The 15,095-nt window shown below is 62.3% G+C and carries 12 protein-coding genes, 1 tRNA gene and 2 pseudogenes; 10 read left to right on the forward strand and 5 right to left on the reverse strand.

Going from position 1 to position 15,095, the window contains the following annotated elements:
• The first annotated feature begins 138 nt into the window (after nucleotides 1-138).
• From ACODTO_RS28650 to ACODTO_RS28665, 4 genes are all read left to right on the forward strand, one after another.
• The gene (locus ACODTO_RS28650; protein WP_139649064.1) at nucleotides 139-933 is read left to right on the forward strand and encodes an alpha/beta fold hydrolase; all 795 of its coding nucleotides are present in this window, start codon (nucleotides 139-141) and stop codon (nucleotides 931-933) included.
• Nucleotides 930-1,781 carry an alpha/beta hydrolase gene (locus ACODTO_RS28655; protein ID WP_139649066.1) on the forward strand — a complete coding sequence of 284 codons (852 nt, stop codon included), beginning with the start codon at nucleotides 930-932 and terminating at the stop codon, nucleotides 1,779-1,781. The genes ACODTO_RS28650 and ACODTO_RS28655 overlap by 4 nt, the downstream gene beginning before the upstream one ends.
• A gap of 129 nt (nucleotides 1,782-1,910) precedes the next feature.
• The gene (locus tag ACODTO_RS28660) at nucleotides 1,911-2,732 is read left to right on the forward strand and encodes a DUF4892 domain-containing protein (protein ID WP_175385776.1); all 822 of its coding nucleotides are present in this window, start codon (nucleotides 1,911-1,913) and stop codon (nucleotides 2,730-2,732) included.
• A 62-nt stretch (nucleotides 2,733-2,794) separates the two neighbouring features.
• Nucleotides 2,795-3,832 (forward strand): AI-2E family transporter, encoded by a 1,038-nt coding sequence (locus tag ACODTO_RS28665; protein ID WP_139649071.1) that lies wholly within the window; start codon nucleotides 2,795-2,797, stop codon nucleotides 3,830-3,832.
• Nucleotides 3,833-4,072: 240 nt separating this feature from the next.
• Here the strand turns inward: ACODTO_RS28665 and xopAW are convergent, their stop codons facing one another.
• The 3 genes from xopAW to ACODTO_RS28680 all read right to left on the reverse strand — a co-directional run bounded on the left by xopAW (nucleotide 4,073) and on the right by ACODTO_RS28680 (nucleotide 6,855).
• On the reverse strand, nucleotides 4,073-4,798 hold the full coding sequence (gene xopAW / locus ACODTO_RS28670; protein ID WP_489107420.1) for a XopAW family type III secretion system calcium-binding effector: 726 nt from the start codon (nucleotides 4,796-4,798) through the stop codon (nucleotides 4,073-4,075).
• A 237-nt stretch (nucleotides 4,799-5,035) separates the two neighbouring features.
• Complete coding sequence (locus tag ACODTO_RS28675) at nucleotides 5,036-6,097, reverse strand: sensor histidine kinase (protein WP_489107421.1); 1,062 nt, start codon at nucleotides 6,095-6,097, stop codon at nucleotides 5,036-5,038.
• On the reverse strand, nucleotides 6,097-6,855 hold the full coding sequence (locus ACODTO_RS28680) for a response regulator (protein ID WP_139649077.1): 759 nt from the start codon (nucleotides 6,853-6,855) through the stop codon (nucleotides 6,097-6,099). The genes ACODTO_RS28675 and ACODTO_RS28680 overlap by 1 nt, the downstream gene beginning before the upstream one ends.
• Before the next feature lie 291 nt (nucleotides 6,856-7,146).
• Here ACODTO_RS28680 and pyrF point away from each other — a divergent pair, with 291 nt between their 5' ends.
• Entirely contained in the window at nucleotides 7,147-7,845 is a 699-nt protein-coding gene (pyrF, locus tag ACODTO_RS28685) for an orotidine-5'-phosphate decarboxylase (RefSeq protein ID WP_175363785.1), read from the forward strand.
• Between the two features lie 128 nt (nucleotides 7,846-7,973).
• Here pyrF and ACODTO_RS28690 read toward each other — a convergent pair whose 3' ends face one another.
• Nucleotides 7,974-8,978, reverse strand: a complete 1,005-nt coding sequence (locus tag ACODTO_RS28690) for an NADP-dependent oxidoreductase (RefSeq protein WP_024776953.1) — start codon at nucleotides 8,976-8,978, stop codon at nucleotides 7,974-7,976.
• A 225-nt stretch (nucleotides 8,979-9,203) separates the two neighbouring features.
• On the opposite strand from ACODTO_RS28690, the gene ACODTO_RS28695 reads away from it, so the two are divergent.
• The 4 genes and pseudogenes from ACODTO_RS28695 to ACODTO_RS28710 all read left to right on the forward strand — a co-directional run.
• The gene (locus tag ACODTO_RS28695) at nucleotides 9,204-9,965 is read left to right on the forward strand and encodes an SDR family oxidoreductase (protein WP_139649081.1); all 762 of its coding nucleotides are present in this window, start codon (nucleotides 9,204-9,206) and stop codon (nucleotides 9,963-9,965) included.
• Nucleotides 9,966-10,182: 217 nt separating this feature from the next.
• Complete coding sequence (locus ACODTO_RS28700) at nucleotides 10,183-11,580, forward strand: aminotransferase-like domain-containing protein (protein ID WP_175385778.1); 1,398 nt, start codon at nucleotides 10,183-10,185, stop codon at nucleotides 11,578-11,580.
• Between the two features lie 148 nt (nucleotides 11,581-11,728).
• Nucleotides 11,729-12,793 (forward strand): annotated as a pseudogene (locus ACODTO_RS28705) (HAMP domain-containing protein); the annotation flags it as partial.
• 264 nt (nucleotides 12,794-13,057) lie between these two features.
• A pseudogene (locus tag ACODTO_RS28710) lies at nucleotides 13,058-13,654 on the forward strand (methyl-accepting chemotaxis protein); the annotation flags it as partial.
• 182 nt (nucleotides 13,655-13,836) lie between these two features.
• On the opposite strand, the gene ACODTO_RS28715 reads toward ACODTO_RS28710, so the two are convergent.
• On the reverse strand, nucleotides 13,837-14,595 hold the full coding sequence (locus ACODTO_RS28715; protein WP_139649087.1) for a hypothetical protein: 759 nt from the start codon (nucleotides 14,593-14,595) through the stop codon (nucleotides 13,837-13,839).
• Between the two features lie 368 nt (nucleotides 14,596-14,963).
• Here ACODTO_RS28715 and ACODTO_RS28720 point away from each other — a divergent pair.
• Nucleotides 14,964-15,039, forward strand: a tRNA-Glu gene (locus ACODTO_RS28720).
• Nucleotides 15,040-15,095: the final 56 nt, after the last annotated feature.

Genomic DNA, 15,095 nt, shown 5'->3' on the forward strand with positions numbered 1-15,095 from the left:
TGCCACAAAGTTTGCGGCTGGCCAGCCATAACGCCATAGCCCAAGCCAGACTGTCATCATTCCTGTCAGTTACGGTCATTGCCGCGCCACCGGCTTCTACGGACAATCGGCCTCAGTTCCCTCAATGGATCGGCTGTCATGTCGCAACAGGTGTTTTTCACCCACGCCAATGGTTTTCCCTCGGCCACCTACGGCAAGCTGTTTGCCGCACTGGCGCCGCAGTATCAGGTCGCACACCTGGAGCTGCATGGCCATGACCCACGTTTTCCGGTGGACGATAACTGGAACAACCTGGTGGACGAGCTGATCCATCACCTGGAACAACAGCCGGAACCGGTGTGGGGTGTCGGTCACTCCCTGGGCGGTGTCCTGCACCTGCACGCGGCCTTGCGCTGCCCTCGGTTGTACCGTGGCGTGGTCATGCTCGACTCGCCGGTCCTGACCCGCACGGACCGCTGGGTGATCCTGGCGGCCAAGCGTCTGGGCTTCATCGACCGCCTGACCCCGGCCGGCCGGACCCTGGGCCGGCGCGAGGAGTTCGAGGACCTGGAAGCGGCCCGGCAATATTTTTCCGGCAAGACCCTGTTTCGCGGTTTCGACCCGGATTGCTTCGACGCCTATCTGCAACATGGCCTGCAACAAGTCGGTGACCGCCTGCGACTGCGCTTCGATCCAGCCACGGAAATCAGCATCTACCGCGGCGTGCCACACACCAGTCCCGGTCGGACCCGCACGCTCAAGTTGCCCTTGGCGGTAGTGCGAGGCCGACAAAGCCGCGTGGTGATGCGTCATCACGCTCGCTCGGTGGGCAGCATGCCCCTGGGCGAGTCCTTGAGCATGCCCGGCGGCCATATGTTTCCCCTGGAGCATCCTCTGGACACGGCTGACCTGCTCAAGGGGCTGTTCCAACGTTGGCAAGGGCGCAGCGCATGAACGGAGTCGAGGAAGTCCGCCTGAGCCTGCCCCACATCGAACTGGCAGCCCACCTGTTCGGACCGGAAGATGGGCGCCCGGTGATCGCCTTGCATGGCTGGCTGGACAATGCCAACAGTTTCGCCCGCCTGGCCCCCCGGCTGGAGGGCTTGCGGATCATTGCCCTGGACATGGCCGGTCATGGTCATTCGGGGCATCGCCCGCCCGGTGCCGGCTACGCCCTGTGGGACTATGCCCATGATGTGCTGCAGGTCGCCGAGCAACTGGGCCTGCAACGTTTCGCCCTGCTGGGGCATTCCCTGGGCGCGATCGTGTCGCTGGTGTTGGCCGGGTCCCTGCCGGAGCGGGTGACGCACCTGGGGCTGATCGACGGCATCATTCCGCCGACGGCCCAGGGCGACAACGCGGCCGAACGCATGGGCATGGCCCTGCAGGCGCAGCTCGATCTGCAGAAAAAGACCAAACCGGTCTACAAAACCCTCGACCGGGCCATCGAAGCCCGCATGAAAGGGCTGGTGGCGGTCAGCCGCGAGGCCGCCGAGCTGCTCGCCCAGCGTGGCCTGATGCCGGTGCCGGGTGGCTACACCTGGCGCACCGACAATCGTCTGACCTTGCCCTCGCCGCTGCGCCTGACCGACGAACAGGCCATGGCCTTCGTGGCGCGGGTCGGTTGTCCCGCCCATCTGATCGTGGCAGCCGAGGGCATGCTGGCCCGGCACCCCGAATTGCTGGAGCGTCTACCCTTCAGTCATGAACAATTGCCCGGCGGCCATCATTTGCACCTGAACGACGAAACCGGTGCCGTGCTTGTAGCAGACTGTTTCAATCGGTTCTTCAGCACTTCTTGACTTGCGCCGGGCAACTCTCGAGGCTGGGCGGGTTGAAAGGGAGACCACCATGACAGAGCTCTGTTTACCCGCCTTGTGGCGCAGGGACGACGCCGGTTTCGTCCACGAGCGCCAGGCCAAGTCGATCCGATGAAATCATTCGTTCATTCACTTACCTGGTTGGCGCTGGCCTGCATCAGCCCGGCGTCTTTCGCCGCCGATGTACCCGGCAGCCGGGACCTGGAGCGCGTGCCGCGCCTGCCCGATGCGCAGATTGTCGATTATCGGCAAACCAGCGACGTCGAGCGCATCTACCCCCTGGGCTCGATTCGCAAGATCAGCGGCCAGTTGCGTTTCGACGGGCAGGTCGATGGCCGCGGTGCCGTCACGTCGGTGACCTATGAGCTGCCGCCGGAACATTCCGCTACCCAGGCCTTTACCGTCGCCCGCGAAGCCTTGCAGCAGCAAGGTGCCGAGCTGCTGTACTGGTGCCAGGCCCGTGACTGTGGGGAAAGCAGCCTCTGGGCCAACGAAGTGTTCGGCAACGCCAAGCTCTACGGTGCCGACAACGGCCAGGCCTATCTGTTGCTGCGCCTGGCGCCACCGGCAGACAACACCTTGATTGCGCTGTACGGCATCACCCGCGGCAACCGCAAGGCCTACCTGCATGTCGAGCAGTTCGAGGCGAGCGCTCCCCTGGGGGACTTGCTGCCGACCTCCGCCACCCTGCTGCGTCAGCTCAAGGACACCGGCGTGCTGGATTTGCCACGTCTTGCCGACGAGCCGGACGAGACCTGGCTACGGCTGCTGGCTCGGGCGCTGAACCTGGACACCGGCCTGCGGGTCAGCCTCGCGGGCCCCAAGGCCGAGGCCTGGCGCCAGGCGCTGGCGGAGCAGGGGGTTCGCGAGGCGCGGATGGAGGCGGCCGGTGATGGCAATACGGCGGGCCTTCACCTTGAGTTGCTGCGCTAAGCTGTGCCGGACGGCGGACGTTGCGCCGCTGCCCCGGTCCTGTTCATTCTTCGAGACTTTTCATGCTCAATAACGATCGGCTGTTGGTGCAGATCCTGCTCCTGGTGTTGTTCGGCGCAAGCCTGTGGGTCATGGCTCCGTTCTGGTCGGCGCTGTTCTGGGGAGCGGTACTGGCCTTCGCCAGTTGGCCGCTGATGCGGCTGCTGACCCGCTGGGTCAATGGTCGCGAATCCCTCGCGGCGGCGATGCTGACGGTGGGCTGGATGTTGCTGGTGGCGGTGCCTCTGGTGTGGTTGGGTTTCAACCTGGCCGATCATGTACGCGATGCCACGGCGTTCATCAGGGACGTGCAGGTCGATGGCCTGCCCGATGCCCCGGCCTGGCTGGGTGGCTTGCCGCTGGTGGGTGGGCGGCTCGTCGCTATCTGGAACAGCGTCGACCAGCAGGGGGCGGCGATGATGGTTTCCATCAAGCCGTATCTGGGGCAGGTCGGCAACTGGCTGCTGGCCCGCAGCAAGCAGATTGGTGGCGGCATGCTCGAGCTGACCCTGAGCATCGTGTTCGTGTTCTTTTTCTATCGCGACGGCCCGCGCCTGGCGGCGTTTGTCCACGGCCTGCTCGAACGCCTGATCGGCGACCGTGCCGGTTACTACATCGAGCTGGTGGCGGGTACCGTGCAACGGGTAGTCAACGGCGTGATCGGCACCGCCGCCGCCCAGGCCCTGCTGGCACTGATCGGCTTCCTGATCGCCGGAGTGCCGGGTGCCCTGGTACTGGGCATCGCCACCTTCCTGCTCAGCCTGATTCCCATGGGACCGCCGCTGGTCTGGATCCCCGCAACGGCCTGGCTGGTGTGGAAGGGCGAATATGGGATGGCGATATTCCTCGGCATCTGGGGCATGTTCATCATCAGCGGCGTGGACAACGTGCTCAAACCCTACTTGATCAGCCGTGGTGGAAACCTGCCATTGGTCATTGTGTTGTTGGGGGTGTTCGGTGGGTTGATCGCTTTCGGCTTCATCGGCCTGTTCATCGGCCCCACGCTGCTGGCGGTGGCGTACAGCCTGCTGACGGATTGGAGCAAGAGCCAGGCGCGGTGATTCGGTATGGGTAATTAAGTGTGGTGAAAGATTTATTTGTGGTGGAGGGATTTATCTGTGGCGAGGGGATTTATCCCCGTTGGGCTGCGCAGCAGCCCTAAAAAGCTGGCGCCTCGGTATTCAGATTGCTTCTATGTAGGCAGTTTGGGGCTGCTACGCAGCCCAGCGGGGATAAATCCCCTCGCCACAAGTGGGACTGATCAATGAGCCTGGCGCTTGTGAGTCCAGGCTCTTAGGGCATCAGGTCGCCACGTTCAGATGTTTCCCCACGCTCGCCACGTCATCCAGCGAATACTGCCGACTGAGGTTGGCGATCATCCTGTTCAGCGCTTCGCTGACGCTGGATTGAGTGGTGGAGCTGTCGCTGGATTGCAAGACGCTGGTCAGTTCGCTGGCGGTGACGCTGCCGTCACCATCGCTGTCGAGTTGGCTGAACAGCCTTTCACTGGGGGCCTGTTGTGGCGGCGATGACGATGCGAGGCTGGCGGCGAGTTCGTCGAGGCTGACGGTACCGTCCTCGTTCTTGTCCAGTGCCGAGAACACTTGCGTGCTGTCGGCGCTGCTGCCGGCGCTGGAAAGGCTGTTGCTCAACTCGTCGCTGCTGACTGAACCGTCGCCGTCTGCGTCCAGGACGCTGAGCAGCGCATCGGCCAACTCGGTGTTTGGCGGCCGGTCACCTGGAGGCGGTGGCGGCGGGGCCATTGCCGCCATTTCATCGTTGTTCAGGTCACCGCTGCTGTCACTGTCCAGGTCAGCGAAATTGTCACTCAGGCTGACCAGGATGCCGTTGTCGCTCTTCTGCGACAGGGCCGTGCTCAGTTCATCCTGGTCGACCGAGCCATTGCCGTTGCTGTCGAGCTTGCCGAGCAGTTCCTTTTGGAACTGATGGCCGCGGGCATTGTGGGTCGCGGTACTGTTGAGGCTGGTGTACGTCGAGTAGCTGCTACTGCTGACGCTGCCGATCATGGGCACTCTCCTTGGGGTGAAATAGCCGGTGGGTGCACCGGCTTATGCAGCCTCGGCGGGGCAGTTGTCGTGGGTATGTGGGGTTTGTACCGGGGGCAGTACAAAACCCTGGCTCATCCGGGGCCCCTGTGGGAGCGAGCCTGCTCGCGATTGCGGTTGATCAGCTATCCATTCATTGGCTGACTTACCGCTATCGCGAGCAGGCTCGCTCCCACAGGTGGCTTGGCACACAGGGACTCAAGCGCGAGGCAGGCGAATGACAGCGGTCAGCCCGCCGCCCGGCGTTTCTTCCAGGCTCAGTTGCCCGCCCAGGCGTTCCGCGGCTTCCCGGGCAATGGTCATGCCCAGGCCGACGCCGCCGGAGTTGCGGTTGCGTGAGCCTTCCAGGCGATAGAACGGCTCGAACACCGCCTCGCGTTTGTCCTCGGCGATTCCCGGGCCATGGTCGATGACCCGGATCAGTACCTGCAAGCCCTGGTCCTCCAGGGCAATCGACGCGTGCCCGGCGTAGCGCAAGGCATTGTCCATGAGGTTGTTGAGGCACGAGCGCAGCGCCATGGGTTGCACCTGCAAGGGCGCGCAGGAACCACTGAATTGCACGTCGGCGCCCTGGTCCTGGGCGTTTTCGCTCAGGGATTCCACAAGGGCCTGCACGTCCATCCATTGCAGCGCTTCGCTGGTGCGCTGTTCGTGCAGGTAGGTCAGGGTGGCGTCGAGCATGCCGATCATGTCGTCCAGGTCCTGGCGCATCTGGCCTTGCAGCTTGATGTCGTCGATCTGTTCCAGGCGCAGTTTCAGCCGTGACAGTGGGGTACGCAGGTCGTGGGACACCGCCCCGAGCATGCGTGAGCGCTGCTGGACCTGCTCACGAATACGCTTTTGCATCAGGTTGAACGTATGGGCCGCCTGTCGGGCCTCCCGCGGGCCGGTTTCGTCCAGCGGTGGGCTGTCGAGGTCCTCGCTCAGGCGTTCGGCGGCATCGCTCAGACGCTGGATTGGCCGGGTCAGGAGTTTGGCGCCGTACCAGGCCGCGATGATCAGACATATGAACTGGAACGTCAGCGGCACCACGGGGCCACCGAACCAGGGGCGGGGCCGGGGCTCGGGCGGCGGAGCGAAAGGGGAGGACACAAAGGGTGGTGGTCCGTCACCGTGTCGGGAAAACTCCGGAGGTGGGCCGGGAGGTGGCGGCTGGTCGTAGTGGATGAACCAGGCAAAGGCCAATAGATGGGCCAGGACGATCGCCAATAGCAGCACGCCAAACAGGCGGCCGAACAGGGAGTCGAGGCGCAATCCCATCAGCCGATGTCCCGCGCGTCGAACAGGTAGCCCTCGCCACGCACGGTCTTGATCAACTGCGGGGCCTTGGGGTCGTCGCCCAGTTTCTGGCGCAGGCGCGAGACCAGCAGGTCGATGCTGCGGTCGAACGCCTCGATGGAGCGTCCACGGGCGGCGTCCAGCAGTTGTTCGCGGCTGAGCACCCGACGCGGTCGTTCGATGAAGACCCACAGCAGCCGGAACTCGGCATTGGACAATGGCACGACCAGCCCGTCGGCGGAGATCAGCTGGCGCAGCACGCTGTTGAGCCGCCAGTTGTCGAAGCGGATGTTGGCGCGTTGCTCGGTGCGGTCGTCGCGCACCCGGCGCAGGATCGTCTGGATCCGCGCCACCAGTTCCCTGGGCTCGAATGGTTTGGCCATGTAGTCGTCGGCGCCCAATTCCAGGCCGATGATACGGTCGGTGGGTTCGCAGCGGGCGGTGAGCATCAGGATCGGAATATCCGATTCGGCGCGCAACCAGCGACATAACTGCAAGCCGTCTTCCCCCGGCAGCATCAGGTCGAGCACGACCACATCGAAATGCTCGGTCTGCATGGCGTGGCGCATGCCCGCGCCATCGGTTACGCCGCTGGCGCGAATGTTGAAGCGGGCCAGGTAATCGATCAGCAGTTCGCGGATTGGCACATCGTCATCGACGATCAGCGCGCGGATGCTCCAGCGCTTGTCATCGCCTGAGGCCAGTTGGCCGCCAGCCTTTGCAACAGGGGTGTTCTGCATGGGTGCATCATCTGCCAGGTAAGCTGCCAACGGCAAAGAAGGCGGCGAGGTTGTGGCTCCAGCATAGGCTTCAGGCCGTAGGGCGTGAAGGGCTGGAAGGACGGGGTGCGGCGGCGGACAGTAATGGGCTGGCGTATTGCCCGGATGTCTTGAATGTATCGGCTTGGACACAAAAGGCACAATTGTCCATGCTCACCAGGGCGCGATGATGATTTACCGATCATCGGGTCCCGCACGGGCGCTGGTTCCGCTACAATGCGCGCCGATTTCGACTTGCCTGAGAGCCCGCTCATGTCCGCCTGCCAGACGCCTATCATCGTCGCCCTGGATTTCCCTACCCGTGACGCCGCCCTGAAGCTGGCCGACCAGTTGGACCCCAAACTTTGCCGGGTCAAAGTCGGCAAGGAACTGTTCACCAGCTGCGCGTCGGAGATCGTCGGCACCCTGCGTGACAAGGGGTTCGAAGTGTTCCTCGACCTGAAATTCCACGATATCCCCAACACCACCGCCATGGCCGTCAAGGCTGCCGCGGAGATGGGCGTGTGGATGGTCAATGTGCACTGCTCCGGTGGCCTGCGCATGATGGCGGCCTGCCGTGAAGTGCTGGATCAGCGCAGTGGCCCGAAACCGTTGTTGATCGGCGTGACCGTGCTGACCAGCATGGAGCGTGAGGACCTGGCGGGGATCGGCCTGGACATCGAGCCTCAGGAGCAGGTGTTGCGCCTGGCGGCGCTGGCCGAGAAGGCTGGTATGGACGGCCTGGTCTGCTCGGCCTTGGAAGCCAGTGCCTTGAAAACGGCGCACCCGTCGCTGCAATTGGTCACCCCGGGTATCCGTCCGGCGGGCAGCGCCCAAGACGATCAACGCCGTATCCTGACCCCGCGCCAGGCGCTGGATGCAGGCTCCGATTATCTGGTGATCGGCCGTCCGATCAGCCAGGCGGCGGATCCGGCCAAGGCCCTGGCGGCGGTCGTGGCCGAACTGGCCTGATCCCGCACTGAAAACCAATGTGGGAGCGAGCCTGATCGCGATGAGGCCGTGTCAGTCGACATCCCCGTCAACTGACAGATCGCTATCGCGAGCAGGCTCGCTCCCACAGGTTTTTGGATCGTGACCGGTCAGACCTTGAGGACGAGTTTCCCGAAGTTCTCCCCGCTGAACAATTTGGTCAGCGTCTCGGGAAATGTCTCCAGCCCCTCGACAATGTCTTCCTTGCTCTTGAGCTGCCCCTTGGCCATCCAGCCAGCCATTTCCTGGCCGGCGGCGGCGAACTGGGCGGCGTAGTCCATGACCACGAAGCCTTCCATGCGCGCCCGGTTCACCAGCAGAGACAGGTAGTTGGCGGGGCCCTTCACCGCTTCCTTGTTGTTGTATTGGCTGATGGCGCCACAAATCACCACGCGGGCCTTGAGGTTCAAGCGGCTGAGCACAGCATCCAGGATGTCGCCGCCGACGTTGTCGAAATACACATCGACGCCTTTGGGGCATTCGCGTTTCAGGCCCGCCTGAACGTCTTCGCTCTTGTAATCGATGGCACCGTCGAAGCCCAGTTCATCGATCAGGAACTTGCATTTGTCGGCCCCACCGGCAATGCCCACCACGCGACAGCCTTTGATCTTGGCAATCTGCCCGGCGATGCTGCCCACCGCACCGGCGGCACCCGATAGCACCACGGTCTCACCGGCCTTGGGGGCGCCGACGTCCAGCAGCGCAAAGTAAGCGGTCATGCCCGTCATGCCCAAGGCGGACAAGTAACGGGGCAACGGCGCGAGTTTCGGATCGACCTTGTAGAAACCCCTTGGCTCGCCGAGGAAATAATCCTGCACGCCCAGTGCACCATTGACGTAGTCCCCGACCGCAAAGCCTGGGTTGTTCGAGGCAATCACCTGGCCCACGCCCAACGCGCGCATCACTTCACCGATGCCCACCGGCGCGATATAGGACTTGCCCTCGTTCATCCAGCCGCGCATGGCCGGGTCCAGGGACAGGTACTCGTTCTTCACCAGGATCTGACCGGCCGCCGGTTCGCCGACCGGTACTTGCTGATAAGTGAAAGTCTCGCGGGTCGCGGCGCCCACCGGGCGTTTGGCGAGCAGGAACTGGCGATTGGTCTGGGCAGTCATGGTGGGTACTCGAGATGAAATGAAGCTTTGTTGATAGCCCTTCGAAGCGCTTGTCGCAAGGTTTGCCGGGGTAGCGAATGCAGACCGATACAACCCGGTGATAATACCGCCGGGGCTGTTATCACTGGTGTCCATGCATGCCTAACCGGCACCTGGATAGTGCTGCTGCGCCATGCATGGCTGTGGCTACACTGGCGCCACCCTGCATCCTTCAAGGAACTGATCATGAGCATGACGTTTTCCGGACAAGTCGCCGTAGTCACCGGTGCCGCCGCGGGCATTGGCCGCGCCACCGCCCGTGCGTTCGCCACAGAGGGCCTGAAAGTCGTAGTGGCCGACCTGGACGTGGCGGGTGGCGAGGGCACGGTGCAGTTGATTCGCGAAGCCGGCGGCGAAGCGGTGTTCGTACGCTGCGACGTGACACTGGAAAGCGACGTGCAGAACCTGATGAACGAAGTGATCAGCACCTACGGTCGTCTCGATTATGCCTTCAACAACGCCGGGATCGAGATCGAGAAGGGCAAGCTGGCCGACGGCACCCTCGATGAGTACGACGCGATCATGGGCGTCAATGTGAAGGGCGTCTGGCTGTGCATGAAATACCAGTTGCCGCTGTTGCTGGCCCAGGGTGGCGGTGCCATCGTCAATACCGCTTCGGTGGCTGGCCTGGGCGCGGCGCCGAAAATGAGCATCTACGCGGCCTCCAAGCATGCCGTGATCGGCCTGACCAAATCGGCCGCCATCGAATACGCCAAGAAGAAGATCCGTGTGAACGCGGTCTGCCCGGCGGTGATCGATACCGACATGTTCCGCCGTGCCTATGAGTCTGACCCGAAGAAGGGCGAATTCGCCAACGCCATGCACCCGGTAGGACGTATCGGCAAGGTCGAGGAAATCGCCAGCGCCGTGCTGTATTTGTGCAGCGATGGCGCAGCGTTCACCACTGGCCATTCGCTGGCGGTGGACGGCGGTGTCACGGCTTTCTGAAGGCGGTGGGTTGTAGGAAAAAGCCCGCGCTTGCTGCGGGCTTTTTCTTGGGCGGCCGGAAATTCCCTAGACCTGCCCATCAATGTGTTTCAAGGCATGAGAATCGACCCTTTTGGCGACGTTGTCGTACATCGTCCGGCGACACCCTGTGCTTAACTTCCATCGGGAAACCGACTGTTTCTGGAAATAAAACAATCGCTTAGGAGCTTGGTTACTCATGGAGTTGAGAATCGACCGGCAGGCCCTGGTGCCTGTCGTGCAGCAAATCGTCGACGCGCTGGCCGGCTGGATTCGACAGGCCGAGGTGCAACCGGGGACTCGTCTGCCCTCCATCCGTCAATTGGCGCGGGAGAATCTGCTCAGCCAGTCCAGCGTCAATGAAGCGTGTGAACGCCTGGTTGCCCAAGGGATATTGTCCTCCCGTCATGGCTCGGGCTTTTTTGTCGCATCACCTTCTTCGATCAGGCCAGAGCCTTTCGACAAGGGTGTGCCGGACGACGTGCAGGGTGTTCGGGCCGATTCAGCCGACAATGTGCAGTGGGAGCTGAAGTTGGGCAGTGGCGGATTGCCCGAACGTTGGCGTGAAAGCGATGACCTGGCCTATGCGATTCGCCAGGTCTCCCGCACCGACATGGCGGGGCTGTTCAACTACAGCACGCCGCAGGGATTGCCTGCCCTGCGTGAACAACTGTCCAGGCGGCTGAAGCAGCTCAACATCAATGTGGATGAAAACCTCATCCTGACGACGACGGGGGCGACCCACGGCCTGGACCTGATCGTGCGCACATTGTTGCGGCCGGGGTGTTGCGTCGTGGTGGAAAGTCCCGGCTATTCGAAGCTGTTCGAGCTGCTCAGGCTCCACGGGATCGACATGATCGAGTTACCCAGGACACCACGGGGCCCGGATGTCGATGCGTTGCAAGCGTTGTTGGCGACTCATCGGCCCAGCGCCTTGTTCATCAACAGCGCGTGTCACAACCCAACCGGCAGTTGCCTGGCGCCGGCCGTGGCCCAGCGGCTGCTGCAATTGACCCGCAAGCACGCCGTGCTGGTCATCGAAGACGACGTCTATGCCGACTTCCAGAGCACGACGCGGACCCGGCTGGCAGCGTTGGACGCCGACGTTCTTTACGTGGGCAGCTTCTCGAAAACCTTGAGCAGTTCCTTGCGGGTCGGGTTCGTGGTGGCCGGGGCTGCGATCATCGAGCGGTTGAGCAAGGTCAAGGAGGTCACCAGCATGGGCGGTTCGCGGTTCTGTGAATCGGTTGTCGCCGGCCTGTTGGCCAACGGCGCCTATCGCAAGCTGGTCCAGCGCCAGCGGCAACGCCTGGGGACCGATATGGCGGCGGTGCTCCAGGTACTGGAAGACGCCGACTGGACGGTCTTCGGCAAGCCGGCCGGCGGGCTGTTCATCTGGGCACGTCCGCCCATGTGCGACTACGCTGGATTACAGCGCCTGGCCAAGCGGTTCGGCGTGCTACTGTCTTCGCGTACGGCGTTCAGCCCTTCGGGTGTCGACAGTGACTGGCTACGGATCAACGTAGCCTATGCCCGGGATTCCAGAGCGCTGGCGTTCTTCCGGGCCACGGGTCTGGATCGACCTCAAGCGTTCTGAAAACGACGAGGCCGTAGCTTTTTGCCATTATTCCGACGCCAGCATCTTGTGCGATGGGGTGTCTCGTTGCGAATCTGCGATTACACACACTGGCAGAGGACTGAGCGCAATGATTTCGGCCGTGCAGAGACGTTTTGCCAACCTGGGTATGGCAAAGAAGTTGGGGATCGGGTTTGTCCTGGTGCTGCTGCTCACGGCTGTCGTGGCGGCCATCGGCGTCTGGTCCTTGCAAACCATCAGTCAACGCTTCGATGGCTTGAAGCAGATGTCCTCGCTCAGTAGCGAGTTGCTCAAGGTCCGGCTGCTTGAACGGGACTATGCATTGCGCTCCGATCCCAAGACGGTCGATGCCCTGCACCAGGGCGTCGACAGCTTGATTGCCAAGGCAAACGAACTCAAGGCGCAGTCGGCTGCCAATGTGCCGGTGATGAACGATGTGGAGCAGGCCCTTGTGGCGTATCGCAAGGCGTTCGACGAGTTCGTCGGATTGAGCCAGAGCAAGGACCTGGCGCTGGATATGGCCAGTTGGTCGGTGTCCAGCGTCGCCAATAACCTCGATGTGTTGCGGGCGGGGTTGGCGGATGATGGCACCTACACGTTGAAAGACACCCAGGGCAAGGAGGGCGCCGAGTTCGTCGAACAAGCCAACCAGGTCAGCGAGGTGTCGCGGTTGATGCTGGTGGCCATGAATGAGGCGCGGGTGCGCCTCGATCAGACCCGCAAGGGCAGCGAGGACGCCGGGCAGGGCCAGATCGAACAGGCCGAGCAGGCCATGAAGCAGGCCGAAATCCTCAAGACCGCGATCAAGGATCCGGGCTACCAGACCGTCATCAACGAAGTGGCCGGGCACATCGCTGGATTCAGCGAGAAGCTTGCCGAATACACCGGTCTGCTGGCCCAGGAGAAGGTCATCTCCGGGCAACTGCGCGAACGGGCTGCCCAGGTGGTGGAGCGGGTTGACCAGGCCTATGCCGCCGAAGACCAGGCCATGCAGGCCGAGTTGAAAAAGAACTCGTTGTTGATCATCGGTTCGTCGGCCCTGGCGTTGCTGGTGGGGTTGATTGCGGCCTGGGTCATTACCCGACTGATCGTGGCACCGTTGCGCAGCGTCATTCGTGTCGCCCAGCAAATTGCCGGAGGGGACTTGACTGCAACGGTCGACGTGACGCGCCGGGATGAAATAGGGCAGTTGATGCTGGCCATGCAGCAGATGGGAGCGGGACTGAGCAGTATCGTCAGTGGGTTGCAGTCCGGGATCGAGCAGCTGGCCAACTCCGCCCAATCCTTGTCGGCCGTGACCGAACAGACCAACCTGGAAGTCAGCAGCCAGAAAGAGGAAACCGAGCAGGTTGCCACGGCCATGAACCAGATGACCGCCACCGTGCACGATGTGGCGCGCAATGCCGAAGAAGCGGCCCAGGCGGCCCAGACCGCCGACGACAAAGTCGAAAGCGGTCAACAGGTGGTGCGTCAGAGCATGGTGCGTATCGAGCAACTGGCCGACTCGGCCACGTCGGCCAGTTCCAGCATCGAAAGCCTCAGCGCCGAGATCCAGAACATCGGCACGGTATTGAGCGTGATCAAGAGCGTTGCCGAGCAAACCAACCTGCTGGCGCTCAATGCCGCCATCGAGGCGGCTCGTGCCGGTGAGCAGGGCAGGGGGTTTGCGGTGGTGGCCGATGAGGTGCGGGCCCTGGCCAAGCGCACACAACAATCGACCGAGGAAATCGAGCGGTTGGTGAGCGCCTTGCGTTCGGCCGCCCAGACGTCCGTGCAGCAGATCCAGAGCAGCGGCGAACTGGTGAAGATGGCGGTCAGCGATGCCCTGCAGACTGAAAGTGCCTTGGGCAGCATTGCGGCAGCCGTGTCGTTGATCCAGCAGATGAACCAGCAGATCGCTGCCGCAGCTGAACAGCAGAGCTCGGTCGCCGAAGAAATCAACCGCAGCGTTACCAGCATCCGCGCCAGTGCCGATCAGTCCTCCCTGGCGATGCAAGGCAACGCCGCGTCCAGCATTGAACTGGCGCAGTTAGGTGTCGAGCTGAAGGGGATGGTGGGGCATTTCAGGTTGTGACGTAGGCAGCTTGAGACCATAACCTGTGGCGACGAGGGGATTTATCGAAATGTCGCATCGCCCCGCTGGGCCGCGAAGCGGCCCCAAAAACCTGAACACTCGGTGTATCAGTTAATAACGTAGGGCTGCTTCGCAGCCCTGCGGGGATAAATCCCCTCGCCACAATAAGGTTCGACTTGGCCTCAGTCGTAAACCTTTTTCTTCTTCCACTCATCGTTGATTTCGTCTTCCTTCAAACCTTCGGTCAGCTGATTGACTTCACCTTCGGCCGCCTTGGTGCTGGCCAGGACCATGGCATTGACGCGGGCCAGGAGTTTCTCGAGGTAAGCCAGCTGCTCGGCGTAGAGCTGTGGTTCCTGCTGTTTACGCAGGTATTGCACGCCACGTTCAAATGCCAGGCGAGCCTGCCCAGGTTGCTCCTGCTGCAGGGCCTGTTGGCCGAGGTTGTTGAAGAACTCGATGTGCAGCAGCACCAGAATGTGCCGGACTTCGCGGATCCAGCGCTTGGCTTCGTTGGGCGGCAGGAACCCGTCCTGGGCGGCGCGGGTGATCTGGCCGTGCAAGGCCTCGAGCAGGAACCGCACGTCCTTGGCCTTGGCTTCGGTCTGGATCGGTGCCGGAGGATTGTTCACCGGGATCGATTCGCCCTGGGCCGCCAGGGCGTTCAGTTCGTCCAGGCGCGCCTTCACCGCCGCATTGGTCTTCTCCATGCCCAGCAAGCGCTGGCAGACGTTAATCTCAAGGCGGGTGATCAGCAGCTTCAGGGACGGAGTCATCAACTGGCCGGGGAAGGTTTCGGTGAGCTCGCCGCAACGACGCAGCCGGTCGTTGAGCTCGATCTTGGTACGGGCCTTTTCCAGCTTGTTGTTTTCCGCCACATGGTTCATATAGCCAATGGCGATCAACAATGCGATCCCGGCTACGACGAGCAGGGTGATCATGAGTGGTGTCACCGGTAAGACCTCTTTAATAGGGTTCGCATGGATCAGTGTAGTGGCTAGGCTTTTAAGCGCATAGGCCCGAGCGACGAGATTAGACGGGCGTGCTGCTTACCAGGGGCACGGTAGCGTGGATGCACATTGCCACTATTTGCCGGGCGCGACTATAACGTCTTGGCGGGCGACAGAATATAGGCGTCAGAGACTGGACAGGCAAAATCTGCGAATCGCTCCTCAAACCGGTCGAAGTCATTGATTTAAATAAATTTATATCTGGGGGTTGACGACCCCTCAATCCATCCATAGAATGCGCGCCACTTACAGCGTAAAGCACTCAGCCAAGCGCCATAAGCAGTGAATGTTGTACGTGTGTCCCCTTCGTCTAGTGGCCTAGGACACCGCCCTTTCACGGCGGTAACAGGGGTTCGAGTCCCCTAGGGGACGCCAATGCGGGAATAGCTCAGTTGGTAGAGCACGACCTTGCCAAGGTCGGGGTCGCGAGT

The organism is Pseudomonas sp. FG13, assembly GCF_057809755.1.